General features: G+C 70.4%; 14 protein-coding genes. 5 read left to right on the top strand and 9 right to left on the bottom strand.

Annotated features, from left to right (window positions below):
• The 4 genes from ETD85_RS03630 to ETD85_RS03615 form a co-directional block, all read right to left on the bottom strand.
• Nucleotides 1-1,266: sigma-70 family RNA polymerase sigma factor (locus tag ETD85_RS03630; protein ID WP_138688135.1), on the bottom strand; the 1,266-nt coding region annotated here is incomplete at its 3' end.
• A 135-nt stretch (nucleotides 1,267-1,401) separates the two neighbouring features.
• Entirely contained in the window at nucleotides 1,402-2,202 is an 801-nt protein-coding gene (locus ETD85_RS03625) for a hypothetical protein (RefSeq protein WP_138688134.1), read from the bottom strand.
• Nucleotides 2,203-2,279: 77 nt separating this feature from the next.
• Nucleotides 2,280-3,890, bottom strand: a complete 1,611-nt coding sequence (locus ETD85_RS03620; RefSeq protein ID WP_138688133.1) for an ABC-F family ATP-binding cassette domain-containing protein — start codon at nucleotides 3,888-3,890, stop codon at nucleotides 2,280-2,282.
• A gap of 83 nt (nucleotides 3,891-3,973) precedes the next feature.
• A complete protein-coding gene (locus tag ETD85_RS03615) occupies nucleotides 3,974-4,930 on the bottom strand; it encodes a phage baseplate protein (protein WP_138688132.1) in 957 nt (318 codons plus the stop codon).
• Nucleotides 4,931-5,060: 130 nt separating this feature from the next.
• On the opposite strand from ETD85_RS03615, the gene ETD85_RS03610 reads away from it, so the two are divergent.
• The 5 genes from ETD85_RS03610 to ETD85_RS03590 all read left to right on the top strand — a co-directional run bounded on the left by ETD85_RS03610 (nucleotide 5,061) and on the right by ETD85_RS03590 (nucleotide 9,606).
• A complete protein-coding gene (locus tag ETD85_RS03610) occupies nucleotides 5,061-6,230 on the top strand; it encodes a DUF4185 domain-containing protein (RefSeq protein WP_138688131.1) in 1,170 nt (389 codons plus the stop codon).
• Nucleotides 6,227-7,237: a DUF4432 family protein gene (locus ETD85_RS03605; RefSeq protein ID WP_138688130.1), complete on the top strand. Its 1,011-nt coding sequence runs from the start codon at nucleotides 6,227-6,229 to the stop codon at nucleotides 7,235-7,237. Before ETD85_RS03610 ends, ETD85_RS03605 begins: the two co-directional genes overlap by 4 nt.
• A complete protein-coding gene (locus ETD85_RS03600) occupies nucleotides 7,234-8,007 on the top strand; it encodes an SDR family NAD(P)-dependent oxidoreductase (protein ID WP_240778911.1) in 774 nt (257 codons plus the stop codon). The genes ETD85_RS03605 and ETD85_RS03600 overlap by 4 nt, the downstream gene beginning before the upstream one ends.
• Nucleotides 8,008-8,239: 232 nt before the next feature.
• Nucleotides 8,240-8,659 carry a peptidase inhibitor family I36 protein gene (locus ETD85_RS03595; RefSeq protein WP_138688129.1) on the top strand — a complete coding sequence of 140 codons (420 nt, stop codon included), beginning with the start codon at nucleotides 8,240-8,242 and terminating at the stop codon, nucleotides 8,657-8,659.
• An 80-nt stretch (nucleotides 8,660-8,739) separates the two neighbouring features.
• Nucleotides 8,740-9,606, top strand: a complete 867-nt coding sequence (locus ETD85_RS03590; RefSeq protein WP_138688128.1) for a hypothetical protein — start codon at nucleotides 8,740-8,742, stop codon at nucleotides 9,604-9,606.
• A 9-nt stretch (nucleotides 9,607-9,615) separates the two neighbouring features.
• On the opposite strand, the gene ETD85_RS03585 is transcribed toward ETD85_RS03590, so the two are convergent.
• Genes ETD85_RS03585 through ETD85_RS03565 form a run of 5 tightly spaced genes read right to left on the bottom strand, consistent with a single transcriptional unit; the run spans nucleotide 9,616 to nucleotide 16,953 of the window.
• Nucleotides 9,616-11,052 carry a S10 family peptidase gene (locus ETD85_RS03585; protein WP_138688127.1) on the bottom strand — a complete coding sequence of 479 codons (1,437 nt, stop codon included), beginning with the start codon at nucleotides 11,050-11,052 and terminating at the stop codon, nucleotides 9,616-9,618.
• Between the two features lie 9 nt (nucleotides 11,053-11,061).
• Nucleotides 11,062-12,294 (bottom strand): enolase C-terminal domain-like protein, encoded by a 1,233-nt coding sequence (locus ETD85_RS03580; RefSeq protein WP_138688126.1) that lies wholly within the window; start codon nucleotides 12,292-12,294, stop codon nucleotides 11,062-11,064.
• Complete coding sequence (locus tag ETD85_RS03575) at nucleotides 12,291-15,296, bottom strand: glycoside hydrolase family 38 N-terminal domain-containing protein (protein WP_138688125.1); 3,006 nt, start codon at nucleotides 15,294-15,296, stop codon at nucleotides 12,291-12,293. The genes ETD85_RS03580 and ETD85_RS03575 overlap by 4 nt, the downstream gene beginning before the upstream one ends.
• Entirely contained in the window at nucleotides 15,296-16,105 is an 810-nt protein-coding gene (locus ETD85_RS03570) for a carbohydrate ABC transporter permease (RefSeq protein ID WP_138688124.1), read from the bottom strand. The genes ETD85_RS03575 and ETD85_RS03570 overlap by 1 nt, the downstream gene beginning before the upstream one ends.
• A complete protein-coding gene (locus ETD85_RS03565) occupies nucleotides 16,102-16,953 on the bottom strand; it encodes a carbohydrate ABC transporter permease (RefSeq protein WP_240778909.1) in 852 nt (283 codons plus the stop codon). The genes ETD85_RS03570 and ETD85_RS03565 overlap by 4 nt, the downstream gene beginning before the upstream one ends.
• Between the last annotated feature and the right edge of the window lie 29 nt (nucleotides 16,954-16,982).

Here is a 16,982-nt window from a genome sequence, read left to right as displayed (position 1 = left end):
CGGATGAGTATAAGAGACAGGCTTCTCCGGCGGCGGAGGCTCGGCGTGCGGCGGGTCCTCCACCGGCACCTCCTGCGCCGGCGGGGTCGGCTCGGGCCGCGGGCCGCCGGACGCGGCGGCCCAGGTGGGCGTGACGGCGACGCCGGGGATGTGGGTGGCCACGACGGCGGGCACGCCGGTGACCGGCGCCCCGGTCACCCCCAGCGGCCGCGTGGCCGTGCTGTCGAGTACGGGCTCCACGGTCAACGGGACATCCTGGGGCTCGGCCTGCCAGGGCAGCCGGATGCCGGGCGGCTCACCCGTCGCGGGGAAGGCGGCCGTCGCGATGCCCGACGCGCCGCCGTTGTCCCGGCCGATCTGCTGGAAGATCACCGCTATCGCCACCACGGTCGCGACCGCCGCCAGCGCGCCTGCCAGCGCCTGAGGCCACGCCCGAACGCCCTTCCCCGAGGAAACGGGAAACCCGGCGGCCCCGAGTGCGCCCGTACGCCTGGCGACGTAACTGCGGTAGGGCAGCAGCTCGGGGTCGATGAAGCAGCTCATCACCCTGATCCGCAGCGACTCGGGCAGCGCGGGCAGCGGCGTCAGCTCGAAGACCTTGGCGGCCGACACCTGCCGGTTGCGGTGCGGCGCGCACGTCTCGCAGCGCGCGAGGTGCCTGACCAGGTGCTCGCGCATCTCCGGGGTCAGCTCCCCGGAGAGCCCGGCGAGGATGCGCGACCCCGGGCCGCAGTCCAAGGAGCCCTTCCTGGCCAGGACCTCGGCGGTGATCGCGTCGGCCAGCCGCGCCCGCGCCGCGTCCTGGACGGGCTCCACGTGGCGGGCCGGGATCCCGAGCACCTGGGCGAGCTCGGGGCCGGGCAGCTCGTGCCGGTAGGAGAGCTCCAGGACCTCGCGTTCGGCGACGGGCAGGCCGTGGACGGCGTTCCAGGCCATGATCCGCAGATCGGCGTCGGCCTGGTCGTCCAGCGGCGGCGCCTCCGCCAGCGCCTCGTCGGCGCCCGGCGGCGCGGCGGCCCGGCGGCGCAGGCACTCGACGCGGGCGAGTGCGTACAGCCAGGTGCGGAGCCTGTCCGGGTCGGACAGCGCGCCCGCGTGGGCCTCGGCGGCGATCAGCGTGTCGCGGAGCGCCACCTGCGCGCCGTCGGCGCTCAGCAGCAGGGACCAGCAGTAGCGGTAGACGCTCTCCGCGTACGCGTCGTAAAGCGCGGCGAGGGCCCCCTGCTCGCGCGCGCGGAGTGCTTCTACCAGGACGCGGTCATTCATGTAACTGAAGGTAATGGATCGGTAACTAGTAGTTCCACCTATTCACGCCGATGGCATCGGTTGTCGGGGTCGCGGGCTTGTTTTCCGCCCTCATATAAGGACAGAAACCACCATTTGCCCTGAAATTTCGGAGTCTTACTGCTTGTGCTCGGAAATGACCTGAGTGCTCCGGTCCTCCGCGAACGGCTCGGTCTTGGGCGCGACCGTGTGCACCGGCATCACGCCGCCGAGCGCCAGCTCCTCGAAGGGGCGGCCGGTCGAGCCCCAGGTCCTGGCCGTGATCTCGGTCTTGGCCACCTTCGCGCCCGCGGGCAGCCCCGTGACGGTCAGGATGAACCGGGGCGGGCTGCCGGCCTTGACGTCGTCCACGAACGTGCTGCCGCCGCCCAGCAGTTTGCCCGCGCTGTCACGGAGCAATGCGTTGACGACCAGGCTGCTGGCCGCCTCCTGATAGGGATTTCCGACATATCCCGTAATAAGATATGAGCCGTCCTTTTGGCGCAATGTCTGAGAACGTGAAATCGGGAACCGGTGGAAGGCCGAGGCGATCCTGGCCGCGGGGCGCCACTGCGCGGGGCGGTACTGGATCGTCACCTTGGCCGGCTTCTGGGCGGCGTTGGCCTGTCCGGTGAAGGCCAGCGAGCCGCCCGGCGGTACGGCGTCGAGCGGCTGGTCCATCCGGACGACCTCGGCGCCGGCGGCGTCGTGCCCGACGATCGTGGCCACCACGTGCTCGCCGAAGTGCCACGGGTTGGCGTTGCTGAGCACGCCCGCCCAGTTGACGGCGTATCCGTCGGACGACTTGACGATATTGGAGACCTGCTCCTTGAGAGCGAGCGGCTTGAGCGTTTGGACAGGACGGTCCTCGCTCGCGCACCCGGAGAGGCAGATCGCCCCGAGTGCGAGGAGGCTGACGGTTCGGCTACGCGGGATCACTTTGCCGTGATAACCCGTAGATGGGCACGGCAGGCAGGTGACACGCTCCTGCCGTACCAACTCTTTAACGGGGCTGATCAGCGGGGCCGCACGACCCGGGCCTCGTCCCAGACCGGCTCGGGCGACTCGTAGACCGCGCCATCGGAGCCGAAGACCAGGTAGCGGTCGAAGTCGGCGGCGAACCACCGGTCGTGGGTGACCGCCATGACCGTGCCGTCGAACGCGTCGAGGCCCGTCTGCAGCGCCTCCGCGCTGGCCAGGTCGAGGTTGTCGGTCGGCTCGTCGAGGAGCAGCAGCGTGGCCCCGGACAGCTCCAGCAGCAGGATCTGCAGCCGCGCCTGCTGCCCGCCGGAGAGCGTGTCGAAGCGCTGCTCGGCGACCAGCCCGGCCAGCTCGTAGCGGGCCAGCGTCTTCATGGCCTCGTTCTTCAGCTTGGCGTGCTCGCTCATGACGATCTCGACCGGCGTGCGCCCGAGCAGGTCGGGCCGGGCGTGGGTCTGGGCGAAGTGACCGGGGACCACGCGAGCGCCCAGCCGGGCCACGCCCGCGTGCGCGACCGGCTCGCCGGCCAGCAGCCGCAGGAAGTGGGACTTGCCCGAGCCGTTGGAGCCGAGCACGGCGACCCGCTCGGAATACCAGATCTCCAGGTCGAACGGCCGCATCAGCCCGGTCAGCTCCAGGCTCTCGCAGATGACCGCGCGCTTGCCGGTGCGCCCGCCCTTGAGCCGCATCTTGATGTTCTGCTCGCTCGGGGCCACCTCGGGCGGGCCCGCCTCCTCGAACTTGCGCAGCCGCGTCAGGGCCGCGTGGTAGGGGGCGGCCATGCCGTCGTTGTAGCGCGCCTTGTTCTTCAGCATGTTGACCAGGGCCTTGATCTTGGCGTGCTCCTCGTCCCAGCGCCTGCGCAGCTCGTCGAGCCGCTCGTTGCGGGCCTTGCGGGCCTCGGCGTAGGTCGCGAACCCGGCGCCGTGGATCCAGATGTTGCCCGACTCGACGGTGACGATCCGGTCGGCCGCGTTGGCCAGCAGCTGGCGGTCGTGGCTGACCAGCAGGACGGTCTTGGGCGTGTCTCTGAGCTGCTGCTCCAGCCACTCCTTGCCGGGGACGTCGAGGTAGTTGTCGGGCTCGTCGAGCAGGAGGGTCTGGTCGGGGCCGCGCAGCAGCGCCTCCAGGACCAGCCGTTTCTGCTCGCCGCCCGACAGCGTCGAGACGTCACGATATTTCACCTTCTCGTACGGCACGCCGAGCGCGGACACCGTACAGGTGTCCCAGAGCACCTCGATGTCGTAGCCGCCGGCGTCGGTGTAGTCGCTGATGGCCTGCGCGTAACGCATCTGCGTCTTCTCGTCGTCGCGCTCCATCATGACCAGCTCGGCGTCGTCGAGCCGGGCCGCCGCCTGGCGCACGGCGGGAGGCGCGACGCCGAGCAGCAGGTCGCGTACGTTGCTCCCGTCGCGCACGCTGCCGATGAACTGGCGCATCACGCCCAGCCCGCCGGAGCTGGCCACGCTGCCCTCGACCGGCTGGAGGTCACCGGCGACCAGGCGCATGAGCGTGGTCTTGCCCGCGCCGTTGGGGCCGACCAGCGCCGCCTTGACACCGTCGCCGATCCTGAAGGACACGTCGTTGAGCAACGGCCGGCCGTCGGGCAGCACGTATGTCAGGTGCCCTACTTCAACATGTCCCACGACTCATCCCTCCGAACCCCGGCTCGCAGGGTATCCGCCCGCCTGCGGCCGGGTCATTCGGATTTCCGCTCAGGCCCGGTGGCTCAGACGAGCTGGGTCTTGTAGAAGATGCTGGCCTTGCGCGCTTTCTCGACGCCCGAGGCCAGCCCGAGGCACAGCCGCGGGGCTCCGGAGACTATCTGGATGGCCATCCCCTCGGGCTCGCGGAAGTCCAGGGACTTGCCCGCCACGCTGCGCGCCCGCTGGACCTGCTCGCCCGTGCGCAGGTCCACGCACGTGATGTAGGTGTTGCCCTCAGGGGCGATCTCGTAGGAGTTGCCGGTGAGGATGTAGACGAAGTTCCCGTACGCCGCGTAGCCCTGGAAGGTGCCCAGGCCGGACGGCTGGTCGATGTCGTACAGCTTGCTGGGCGCACCCGCCTTGACCGACGCGAGCGTGAATGCGGCGATGCGGAACCCGGTCGAGCCGTAGTAGCGCATGATCAGCCGGTTGGTCGAGGGGTCGATGGCGCACGTGGTGTTGTCCACGCCCGCGATCGGCGAATACTTGGTGAGCGCCGATGACGACGTGGTCAGCGTCTGGCCGTTGACGAACTTGAACCTGGCCAGCCTGGAGCCCCGGGAGGTCTCGCCGTCGCTGATGCCGTCGGTCTCCGTCCACAGGTACGCGGAGGAGCCCGACGGCTCGACCCCGATCTGGACGCCGTGGCCGAAGCCCGTCAGGTACATGTGACCGAGGATCGTGCCGGTCAGGCTGAGCTTGGTCAGGCACAGGTTGCCGGCGGCGTCGGAGCCGCCGCCGTTCCGCACCTGGATCGTGTAGATGTGTCCGTTGGCGTTGTCGATCGCGAACGACTGCAGGACGGTCTCGTCGTACATCGCCTTCTTCCAGAGCAGCGACGTCGCCGGGGCGGTCAGCTCGAACCTCCCTTCCGCGGCGGAGGCGGCCAGTGGCTCGGCGGCGGCCAGCGCGGCGGTCGCGGCGGCTCCTGCGCCGAGCTTCAGCAGCCCTCGGCGGGTGACGGGGGAATGAGATGACATTTCCACATCCGTTCCATTTGGCGGAATTTCGCGATCATCACCATAGCCGCGGCACGTACTCACAAGGGCTCTAGACAACAAGTGATCTAATGACTAGAACTGTAGGGAACCCCCACCCCTAGGAACAGTGATGACGCGATTCCGCTCCGCCCTAGCACCCCTGGCCATCGCGTTGCTCGGTCTGACTGCCGCACCGCAGCCGGCCTGGGCGGCACCTCCCAAACCGGTGCCCTCGGTGGCACAGCAGCAGCAGTCGCCGGCCACGGCCGCCTCCGCGTGCGCCCCGGCCGTCAAGAGCGCCACCACCGACGCCCGCCTGACCAGCCTGTTCACCAACTACGGCAACGACAACAGCCGTCTGGACGACTGGACGGGCGCCGACGGCACCTACTCGCTCAAGCTGCCCAGCGGCAAGGAGCTGTGGGTGTTCTCCGACACCTTCCTCGGCCAGGTGAACCCCGACGGCTCGCGGCCCCCCGTGGTCGAGGAGGGCGGGACGACGGTCTTCCTGAACAACTCCTTCGCCGTCGAGCGGAACGGCCGGCTGTCCACGATCCACGACGGCACGGCCGCCAAGCCGACCGCCGTGATGCCGCCGCGCGACTCCAGCCACTGGTACTGGGCCGGTGACGCGACGCTGGCCGGCGGGATCGTGGAGGTGACCTACCAGGAGTACGAGCGCTTCGGCACCGGCGCGTGGGACTGGCGCTGGCACCGGAACGTGGTGGCCAGGTTCGCCCCCGGCCGGCTCGAACGGCCGATCAGCGTGCACGACCTCCCCTCGGCGCACGGCGTCGCCTGGGCCTCGGCGACGCTCAAGGACGGCGGTTACACCTACGTCTACGGCGTCGAGGACCTCGGCTCCCCCAAGTACATGCACATCGCCAGGGTCAAGGGGCAGAGCCTGCTGGGCCGCTGGGAGTACCTCAAAGCCGACGGCACCTGGTCGCAGGACGAGGCCGACTCGGCGCGGGTGATGAGCGGGGTGGCGAACGAGTACAGCGTGAGCCGCGTCGGATCCGGATATGTCCTGATCACGCATGACACGACCGAGGTGCTGAGCCCGAACATCGTGGCCTACTCCTCCTGCTCCCCCTTCGGCCCGTTCACCGGCAAGCAGCACGTCTACACGACCCCCGAGACCAGCGGGAACATCTTCACCTACAACGCCCACGCGCATCCCGACGTCGCGGGCGACGGGCTGGTCGTCTCGTACAACGTCAACAGCTTCGTGAACACCGACCACTACCGTGACGTGTCCATCTACCGGCCCCGATTCCTGGACGTGACTTTCGAGTGAGACGCAACTGGGCGGCCCGCCTGCGGCACGTCACGATCGGCGGGCTGCGGGCGGTCGTCCTGGAGAACGAGCGGCTGCGCGTGACCGTCGTGCCGGACAAGGGCGGCGATGTGGTGGAGTTCCTGCACAAGCCCACCGACACGGACTTCGTCTGGCTCTCCCCGCAGGGCCTGCGCGACCCGCACGACCATCTCCAAGGCGCGGCCGACGACGTCGCCCAGTTCATCGATCACTACGAGGGCGGCTGGCAGGAGATCTTCCCGAGCGGCGGCGCGCCGAGCGAGTATCGCGGCGCGCGGCTGGCCCAGCACGGGGAGGTCTCCGGGCTGCCGTGGGAGTGCGAGGTCGTGGCCGACTCCGAGTCGGAGGTCGCGGTCCGGCTGAGCGTGCGCACGCGGCGGCTGCCGTACCGGATGGAGAAGATCTTCAGGCTGAGGTCGGGCACGGCGGCGCTGGAGATCGAGGGGCGGGCCACCAACGACTCCCCCCTCCCGCTGCACGCGATGTGGGGCCAGCACATCGTGTACGGCCGGCCGTTCCTGCGCCCTGGGGCCACGATCCGGCTGCCGGAGGGCGTCACCGTGATCCCGCACGAGAGCGCGATCAACCCGGCCGGGCGCCGGGTCAGGGCGGGCGGCCCCTGGTCGTGGCCGGTCGTGCCGGCCGACGGCGGGGGCGAGACGGATCTGAGCGTGGTGCAGGAGCCGGGGTCGCCGAGCGACATCGTCTATCTGACCGGCTTTAACGAGGGTTGGTACGAAATTTCGGGGGATATCGGTATTCGGGTGATGTGGGACGCTGCCGTCCTGCCATACCTGTGGATGTGGCAGGAGCTCGGCGCGTCCACGGATTATCCCTGGTGGGGACGGGCTTACACGGTGGGCCTCGAGCCGTTCTCCAGCATGCCGACCGACGGCCTGGCCGCCGCGGTGGCCAACGGCACGGCCCTGCCCCTGGGGCCATATGAGACGAAGGTGTTGCAGTTGCGCGCGGAGGTCCTGGCGTGAGTGGCGAATTCAACGGCAAGGTGGCCCTGGTCACCGGAGGCTCGATGGGCATCGGGCGGGCGGTGGTGGACCGGCTGGCCGACGGCGGGGCGTCCGTGGTCTTCTGCGGGATCGGCAAGGAGGCGGAGCTCGACAGCGAGCACGTCACCGGGGTGGTCGCCGACGTGCGCCGGGCCGGCGACATGCGCGACCTGGTGGACCTGGCCGTGGCCAGGTACGGCGGGCTCGACATCGTCGTGACCTGCGCGGGCGTGCAGCGCTACGGCACGGTCGAGGACACGCCGGAAGAGGTCTGGGACGAGGTGCTCGACATCAACCTCAAGGGCGTCTACCTCGCCTGCAAGGCGGCCGTCCCCCGGCTCAGGGCCCGCGGCGGCGGCTCGATCGTGATCATGTCGTCGGTGCAGGCGTTCTCCTCGCAGGCGCAGGTGGCGGCCTACACCGCGAGCAAGGCCGCGCTCAACGGCCTGACCAGGGCCATGGCGCTCGACCACGCCTCCGACGGCATCCGGGTGAACGTGGTCTGCCCGGGCTCGGTGGACACCCCCATGCTGCGCTGGGCGGCGGACCTGTGGCGGGGCGACCTGTCGCAGGAGGAGCAGATCCAGCAGTGGGGCCGCTCCCATCCGCTGGGCCGGGTCGGCCGCCCCGAGGAGGTGGCCGAGCTGGTGGCGTTCCTGGCCGGGCCGCGCTCCTCGTTCATCACCGGGGCCGAGCACCGCGTGGACGGCGGCCTGCTGGCACAGAACCCGGCGGCACTGCCCGAGTAGGTCGAGCGCACCCCACGGGTTCCTCCAGTCGCCCACCTGAGCTGGCAACAGTTGCGTCAACGCGGCGAACACCCAGCTCACAGGGCTGATACCAGTGAGTCTGCGAGCCGGGGCACGCGACCCCTTCCTGGGGCGCGGAGCCCTTACGGGATCGGCGAGTCATCACGACTCGCATTCGATCAGGCGCGCTAAGTTACGAGGTCGAAACGACTCACCGATCGAGGAGAGACCTGTGAGGCTATCCAGAAAGGCCGCTGGTTTCATCGCCGCAGCTGCGATGTTCACCGTGGTCGCCCCCGCCACCGCCGCGGTGGCAAGCCCCCGCTCGACCTGCTACGGCGGTCGAGTCTGTCTGTACGCCGGCTTCGACTACAACCGCGGCCAGGCCGACCACTGGCGCGACTTCGTCCAGGACGACTCCGACCTGACGGACAACAACTGGCTGAACTGGGACTTCAGCAACAGCTGGCACAGCATGAACAACGAGACCAGCTCCGTCAGGAACCGGGTCGGCTGCAGCGCCACCCTGTGGCAGCACGCCGGCTACACGGGCGCTCACAGCACGTTCACGCACAACTCGAACGACGGTTTCCTGTCGAACAACGCCATCGGTAACAACCGCACCAGCGCGATCGACATCTGGTGCCGCTGAGCAATAACGGGAGTGCCGGTTTCCGGGCTTGGCCGCCGGAAACCGGCTGGCGCGGACTCGACGCGAGCGCACTGCCGCTGGTGTCCGTGCCCTTGGTGTCCGTACCACTGGTGTCCGTACCGCTGGTGTCCGTGCTGCTGATGTGCACGGCCTGCGCCGCCGACAAGCCCACGCCTCAGACGCCCGCGAAGGGCGTCGCGTCGGTGTCGGAGCTGGTGCTGCCGTTCGACGCCTACAAGACCACTCCCGAGCAGCGGGCCGTCCTGGGCAACGCCCACAACACTCTCGTCGTGCGCTGCATGCGCAAGCGGGGCATCACGCTCGCCCCACCCGCCGAGGATCCCGACACCCTCGCGGCGATCGATCCCGGCAACTCCCGCCGCTACGGCGTCGCGGACACCGAGGCGGCCCGCAGCCACGGCTACCACCTGGCCAGGCCGCCCTCCCCTGACACGACCGGCGCCTGGGCCGGCAAGCTGCCCAAGCGCACCCGCCACCGCCTGTACGGCACCGCCGCCGACCGGGGCTGCCTCGACCGCGCGACGCTCTTCCTGGACAAGGGAGCGCCGAAGGCCGACTGGTCGTGGCTGGGGCTGCAGGACTCTCTCACGCTGGAGCAGTCCGCGAAGGACCCGGCCGTGACCGGGGCCGTCAAGCGCTGGCAGTCGTGCATGAGCCAGGCCGGGCACTCCTACCCCTCGCCCGAGGCGGCCATCGCCGACGGCCGCTGGGACCTGGACAAGCCGGAGGTGAGCGAGGACGAGAAGCAGACGGCGACCGCCGACACCGCGTGCAAGTGGTCGTCGGGCCTGGTGGCCGCCTGGTACGCGGCGGACGCGGCGTTGCAGCGGGCCGTCATCCGCGACAACCCCGACCGCTTCGCCGCGCTCCGCGACAACCTCAAGCAGCGCCTGAGCCGGGCCTCGCACCTCTCGGCCGCGGACTGAGGCGCCCTGTCACGCCTCCTGGCCGGCGACGAAGGCGGCCAGGTCCGCCGACTGGCGCAGCCTGCTGGGCTCGTGGACGTACATCATGTGGCCGGCCTCGTAGTACTTGAACTCGACGTTGGCCGCCAGCTCCGCGGGCACCGGCAGGTGCGCGAACGCGTGCTCCGCCGCGTAGTACGGCGTCGCCCCGTCGTGGTAGCCGCAGGCCACGTGCACGCGCAGGTGCCGGTTGGCCCGCATGGCGCCGGCCAGCTGGCCGACCACGGTCACGTGCGCGCCCTCGAACTCCTTGTACGACCACGGCTGCACCCGCGAGGTGAGGACCTCGTAGGGCAGGTCGCTGGCGTAGCCCAGCTCCGTGCGCAGGTAGTGGTTGAGCGCGGCGCTGTAGGGGCCCATGATCGCGTTCATGCTGGGGTCGGTGGAGAAGCGCTCGCCGCCCGCGTCGGGCTCCCAGCCGGTGAAGCGGCCGTCCAGGCGCCCCACGGTCTGGCGGCGCGGGCGCAGCACCTCGGTGAAGAAGCGGTGGTGCTCGATCCTCAGGTCCACCCGGTCCACGTAGTCCTCGCTGAGCCCGGTCAGCGCGGCCACCCTGGCCACCGCGGCCGAGCGCTCCTCGGCGGTGAGGCGGCTGCCGCGGGCCAGCGCCCACGGGTAGTCGCGCTCGGCGTACGCCTCCGCCTCGCGCAGCACGTCGGCCAGCGGCCGGTCACCATGCAACCCGTGATAGTGCGCAATAGCCGCATAAGTCGGCAAATAGAGGGCGTAGGACAGGTCGTTGCCCTTGTTGAACCGCACGGTCGCGAAGTCGAGGATCGAGGAGATCAGCATCACGCCGTTGAGGAACATGCCGTAGCGCGACTGCAGGTGATCGGCCAGGCCGGCCGCCCTGACGGTCCCGTACGACTCCCCCGCCAGGAACTTCGGCGACATCCACCGGCCGTTCCTGGTGGTCCACAGCCTGATGACCTCGCCGACCGACTCGAGGTCGCCGGTGAAGCCGTGGTACGCCTCCGCCTTCTCCCCCTCGGCCGCCCGCGAGAAGCCCGTGGAGACCGGGTCGATGAAGACCAGGTCGCTCACGCCCAGCAGGCTCTCCTCGTTGTCGGCCAGCCCGTACGGGGGAGGCAGGAGCGAGCCCGCGTCCCCCATGACGACCCGGCGCGGGCCGAGCACGCCCAGGTGCAGCCACACGCTCGACGAGCCGGGCCCGCCGTTGAACGCGAACGTCACCGGCCTGCTCAGCGGCTCGGCCCCGTCGAGGGTGTAGGCGGTGATGAACATCTCGGCCTTGGGGCGCAGGCCGTCGAACTTGCCGTCGGTGACGACCTCCTCGCGCAGCACCATGGTGCCGGTGGTGGCGGTGTAGGTCTGGCCGGACGGCAGGGTGTGCGAGGTGGTGACGAGGTTGTCCGCGGGCGGGGCTGGCTGTGTTACTTCCGACATATCGCCCAATTATGGTGTGATTTCCAAGGACACGGTCGGGTCGGCGAAGCGCTCGTTCGGAACGGTGGCGTACCAGCCGGGCCGCCCCGGGTCGCGGTCGTAGGGATAGCCGCCCATCTCGCGATAGAGCTCGGCGTACCGGGCGACCCGCTCCTTGTCCAGCCGCACGCCCAGCCCCGGCCCGTCGGGCACCGCGATGGCGCCGTCCGCGTAGGCCAGCTTGCCGCCCTCGATCACGTCGTCGCGGAGCTGGTGGTAGTGCGCGTCGGCGGAGTAGGTCAGGTTCGGCAGGACCGCGCCCAGGTGCAGCATGGTCGCCAGCTGGATGCCCAGCTCACCCGACGAGTGCACGGCCACCCCGAGCTGGAACGTCTCGCACACGCCCGCGGCCTTCACGCACGGCCTGATCCCGCCCCAGAACGTCGTGTCCAGCAGGATCACGTCGGCGCCCCTGCGCAGGACGTTCGAGGCGAGCTGCTCGAAGTTGACCACGACCGTGTTGGTCGCCAGCGGCACCTTGACCTGCTCGCGGACGATCCTGAGCCCTTCGAGCCCCCAGACGGGGTCCTCCAGGTAGTCGTTGTTCAGCCCTTCGATGGCCCGGCCGAAGCGCAGCCCCTCGGCGACCGACAGCACGGCGTTCGGGTCGTACCTGAGCCGGTCGCCGGGGAACGCCTCGGCCAGCGCCCGATAGCACTCCAGCTCGTAGTCGGGCGGGAAGACCCCGCCCTTGAGCTTGTGCACGGTGAACCCGTGCGCCGCCTTGAGCCGCGCGGTGTGCTCGACGAGCTGGTCGGGCGTGCGGATCTCGGCGTGGCCCTCGGCCGCGTAGCGGAAGAACAGGTACGAGGCGAACGGCACGGCGTCGCGCACCCGCCCGCCGAGCAGGTCGCAGGCGGGCACGCCAAGGTGCTGCCCGATGAGGTCGATGCAGGCGAACTCGATCGCCGCCAGCAGCTGGGTCCGGTTGTTGTAGAGCGAGGCCGTCGGGTTGGCGATCTTGAACCGCAGCGCCTCCAGCTGGAAGGGATCATGATCCTTCAGGTACGGCATCAGCGCGCGGAACGCCGACTCCGCGCTCTCTCCCCCACCTCCCATCTCCCCCAGGCCGACCAGCCCGTTGTCGGCCTCGACCTCGACGATCGTGCGGACGAACCTGCCCCAGTGGGCGCCGTTGCTGTGCCGCAACGGCGCTTCGAGCGGGACCGCGACCGTCGTGGCCCGGATGTCAACGATCTTCACGAGCACGTCCCCCAAACGGCGGCCACCCCACAGGCGGGCAGCCGGACCTTGACCGATTCCGCGGTGACCTCCAGCGGCCGCATGTCGCGCGCCAGCCCCGCGCTCACCCTGGCCGAGCGCAGCCCGGGCAGCCGCACGGTCGCCTCGACCGGCTCCGCGGCCAGCGACTGCAGGCGCACGATCCGCTCGCCGCCGTCCTGCCCGATCGACGTGACGAGCACGTCGGGGTGGTCGACGGACACGTACGACTCGGTGACCGCCGGGCTGTCGCTGATCAGCGCGCCGACGAACGGCTCGGTCAGCCCGGACGCGGCCGCCGCGCCCAGCCGCCGGCCCTGGGCCGCCGGCTCACTCGTCACGGCGTAGCGGAAGGTGGTCTCGCCCTGCTGCTGCGCGGGGAAGTTGGTGTCCCAGATGTTGTTCAGCGCCCACGAGTAGACCGTGCCGTCCTCCTGGTCCAGGGTCGGCGGGAACGGCGCGTACGGCATGTGGATGGTGCCGAGCTGGACCAGCGGCGCCTCCAGCGTGGCCCAGGCGATGGTCAGCTCGGCGTCCTCGAACGCGATCCAGTGCCTGATCGGCAGCATGTACTCGGCCGAGCCCGGCACGCGTGCCACGCCGGGGCCGCCGACGCCGCCGGTCAGCTCCCAGGCGGTGGGCTCGCCCGCGGCGAACGGGAAGGCCAGGAAGACCGCCTCCTTGGCCGGGGTGCCCTGCTTGGCGAGCTGGTAGGTCAGGTCCACCCTGGGCACGCCGTAGTGCAGCTCGATCGTGGTGCGCAGCCAGTCGACGCCCTTGCCTTGGAGCTCCACCACCAGCTTCTCGCCCGCGGCCGTGCGCTGGGCCTTGACGACGGTCGCGTGCTTGCCGATGGCCCGGTCGCCGAGCAGCGTGCGGTCGTGCGCGCCCACGTGTCCCGACAGGTGGTTGAAGTGGGGGGCGGTGGCGTACTGGTCGTAGACGTACTGGCCGAAGCCCGCGGCGGCGTCACTGTTGACCAGCTCGCGGCCTGCCCGCTTGTCGAAGACGGAGCTGATGTAGCCCTCGCGGACGTCGTAGGCCACCCGGTAGAACTCGTTCTCGATCACGCCGCCCAGGTCCAGCTCGACCGGCTCGGGGGCCTGGCTCTGGCCGGGCACGACGTCGATGCGCGCGTAGCTGAAGCCGGGGAGCTCCGGGACGACGGCGTGGATGTGCCGCCCGATCGGCCGGGTCGGCCAGTCCACCGGGTCCACGAACTCCTCGTGGTGCGGCAGCGTCTCCCCGCTGCGCGAGTCGACCAGCGCGATCGGCACGTCCACGCCCACCACGTCCCGCGGCAGGAACGCGCGCACGACGTCGGTCCGCGTCCAGGTGCCCGGGTTGAAGACGGCGAAGGAGGCCAGCGCGCCGCCCTCGGTGCCCGACTCCGACAGCGCGGCGGCGTACCTCCGGGTCGCGGCGTGCAGCAGGTCGGCCGCGTCGTCCTGGGCGGAGTAGGCCCCCGACGACTTGCGCGTCCACTGCAGGCCGCCGGAGTCGCCGGCCTCCTCGGCGTCCTCCCACGGGTTGGCCGCGCCCCAGGTGTGCTCGTTGAACAGCGCCACCTTGTCGTAGGCCAGGTCGATCTGCTCGGTGGCGTCCGCGCCCGCGAGCGTGTGCAGCGTCTCGGCGACCCGCAGCGCGGACTGCGCCCGCCGCACGTAGCCGAGCGGGCGCGCGCCCGAGCCGAGCCCGTCGGCCCACCAGTCGGTCCAGTCGCCCTCGTGCACGGCCAGCCGGTCGTGGTAGCGCTCCTCGACGTGCTCGAAGAAGTCGCTGTTGACCGCCGAGCGCAGGCGCGGGTAGGCCCACTGCTCGTTCCACCTGCGGGCGATCGAGGCGGGCACGATCGAGGGGCCCGCGTTGTCGGCGTGCGCGCCCTGCACCCGCAGGTGCAGCACGTCCAGCTCGTACGGCTCCCGCGGCGCGTCCGGCCCCTGCCAGCCGAACGTCCCAGGCCCGTACGGATACCCCCGCGTGGCCAGCGCCGACAGGTACCGCGGCAGCAGGTCGTCGGCCAGCTCGTAGGAGTCGGTGAGCCCGACCGTGTTGCCCTCCATGTACGCCATCCCGTGCGGCGTGTCGGTGAACCACACGATGACCTCGTTCCCGCTGGGCGCCCGCCAGCGGAACGGCCTGGTCAGCTTGTCGCCGCCGTGCAGGTAGGGCACCGAGCGCCCGGCCCAGTTGTGCGCCGCGGCCAGGTAGCGCACGCCCGCGGAGTTGAGCGCGTCCACCAGGCCGACGACCGCGCCGGGCACGTCGGTGTGCATGGCCGACTTGGTGGCGAAGCCGTAGCGCTCCTGGAGCTGGGTGGTGAAGCGGAGCTGCCGGTAGAGCTCCTCGGTCGAGCACGCCTCGGTGTGCAGCTGGAACGGCAGCGCGGTCACCTCGATCACGCCCTCGCGGGCCCGCGCGGCGAACGACTCCACCATCTCGGCCGGCCGGGCGTCGAGCCACTTCAGCGCGGGCATCGACGACTCGACCGACCATCTGAACTTGGCGTCGTCCGGCCAGGACGCGGTCTCCTCCGCCAGCCGCAGCGCCGCGTCGAGGTAGTCGAGGTGGTGGCGCAGCACCGTGCCCTGCGGGTCGGTGTAGCCGATGTCCAGGTGCGAGTGGTGCACCACGAACACGCTCCACTTGCGCTGCGGCGTCACCGTGACCTGGGCGGTGCCGACCACTCCCGCGTCGTCGCGGCACTCCAGCGTGAACGTGCGCGGCGCGTCCACCTCGGGGACCAGCAGCGTCACGTCCTTGCCCGAGGCGCTGTCCACGCCCACCAGCACGTGCGTCAGCGGCTCGGTGCTCGACACCCGGACCGCCTGGCGGCCGTCATGGGTGAACAGCGGCAGCACCGCGACCCGCACCTCCACGCCGCGCACGCTGATCACGGGCGTCGAGGTGTCGTCGCGCAGCGCCTGCCGGATCCCGTCGTAGTCGGGGCTCCCCAGGCTCCGCTGGAGCAACCGGCTCGTCATCAAACACTCCCTAGAGACAGGCCCCTGGCGAAGAGGCGCTGGGTGGCGAGGAACAGCAAGACGGTCGGCAGCGAGACGACGAGCCCCGCGGCCAGGCCGACGGGCACGGGGGTGCCCGCGTAGACGTCGGTCATCAGGCCGGCGATGGCGGTCATCACGGGCCTTACCTCCTCGGTCTGCGTGAGGGTCAGGCCGAAGATGAGGTCGTTCCAGATGAAGGTGAACTCGAGGATGTACACGGCGGTCAGCGCGCTCAGCGAGATCGGCAGGTAGATCCGCCAGAAGATGCGCCAGGTGGAGGCGCCGTCCATCCGGGCGGCCTCGAAGATGGAGAAGGCCACGCCGGTGTAGAAGTTGCGCAGCACGAAGGCGGCCAGCGGCACGTTGATCGCGGTGTAGATGAGGATCATGCCGAGGCGGCTGTCGTACAGGCCGGCGTCGCTGTAGCCGACGAACAGCGGCACGAGCAGCATCTGCGAGGGGAAGATGGTGCCGCCGAAGATCAGCAGGAACCACCAGAACCCGTGCCGCAGCCGCAGCACCACGATCGTGTAGCCGGCCAGCGCGCCGATGAGGACGCCGAGCAGCGGGGAGACGATGCTGTAGAGCGCGGTGCTGGCCAGGCTCTGGGTCAGGTTCGCGCCTTCCAGCGCCTTCGCGAAGTTCTCGAAGAGCGCGAAGTCGCCGGAGGGCACCCACGCGTGGCCCGGATCGTACGAGCTCGCCGGCCTGGAGGCGTTGACGAGCAGCAGGTAGGTCGGCCCGAGCCAGATCAGCCCGAGCACGACGAGTACGGCACGCCTGATCACGGGGTGCTCACCTGCCTCTTGAGGTAGAGGTAGGACGCCAGCCCCGTGACGACGGTCAGCATCACGGCGACGGCCGAGCCGTAGCCGTAGTCGCTGGCCACGAACGTGTCCTTGTACATCGTCACCGCCAGCGTCTCGGAGTTGCGCCCCGGGCCGCCCTGCGTCAGCACCCAGACGATGTCGAACGTCTTGAGGCTGGCCACCAGCGCGAGCCCGACGACGACGGCGGTCAGCGGGCGCATCAGGGGCCAGATGACGTGCCGGAACAGCCGCCACCCCGAGGCCCCGTCGATCCTGGCCGCCTCGATCGGCTCCTTCGGGATGGACTGCAGGCCCACCACGAACAGCAGCGTGTTGACGCCGAGCTGCTGCCAGGTCCAGACCAGCAGCATCGCGATCGTGTTGGCCGGCGCCTCCTGGAGGAACGCGGTGTCCACGCCGAGCAGCAGGTTCGCGATGCCGTCGTGGGAGAGGATCGGGCTCCACACCATCGCCAGGCCCGCGCCGCTCAGCGCGTACGGCAGCATGAACGGCACGCGGAACCACGCGCCGCCCTTGATGTCGTAGGAGAGCACCGCGACCAGCAGGCCGAGCCCGACCGGCAGCACCATGGTGCCCACGACCCAGATCAGCGTGTTGCGGGTCGAGGTGAGCAGCGCGGGGTCGTCGAACAGCTTGGCGAAGTTGCGCAGGCCGATCCAGGCCGGCGGCTCCAGTCCGTCGTAGCGGGTCAGGCTCAGGTAGGCCGTCCAGAGGAACGGCGCGTACAGCAACCCCGCGACCAGCAAGGCGGCGGGAGCCACGTACCCATACCTGAACCTGCCGAGCATGGGCGCCCGCGTGCTCATGGCCTCACTCCGTGAGGCGGGCTCCCTCG

The organism is Nonomuraea zeae (genome assembly GCF_005889725.1).
Classification (GTDB): domain Bacteria; phylum Actinomycetota; class Actinomycetes; order Streptosporangiales; family Streptosporangiaceae; genus Nonomuraea; species Nonomuraea zeae.
The sequence above is the reverse complement of the archived record's forward strand: the minus strand, read 5'-3'. Positions and strand labels throughout refer to the sequence as shown.

Coding starts and splice junctions, on each gene's coding strand:
- ETD85_RS03615 (WP_138688132.1), bottom strand. CDS start 4,930: ATGTCATCTCATTCCCCCGTCACCCGCCGAGGGCTGCTGAAGCTCGGC.
- ETD85_RS03610 (WP_138688131.1), top strand. CDS start 5,061: ATGACGCGATTCCGCTCCGCCCTAGCACCCCTGGCCATCGCGTTGCTC.
- ETD85_RS03585 (WP_138688127.1), bottom strand. CDS start 11,052: ATGTCGGAAGTAACACAGCCAGCCCCGCCCGCGGACAACCTCGTCACC.
- ETD85_RS03575 (WP_138688125.1), bottom strand. CDS start 15,296: ATGACGAGCCGGTTGCTCCAGCGGAGCCTGGGGAGCCCCGACTACGAC.
- ETD85_RS03565 (WP_240778909.1), bottom strand. CDS start 16,953: ATGAGCACGCGGGCGCCCATGCTCGGCAGGTTCAGGTATGGGTACGTG.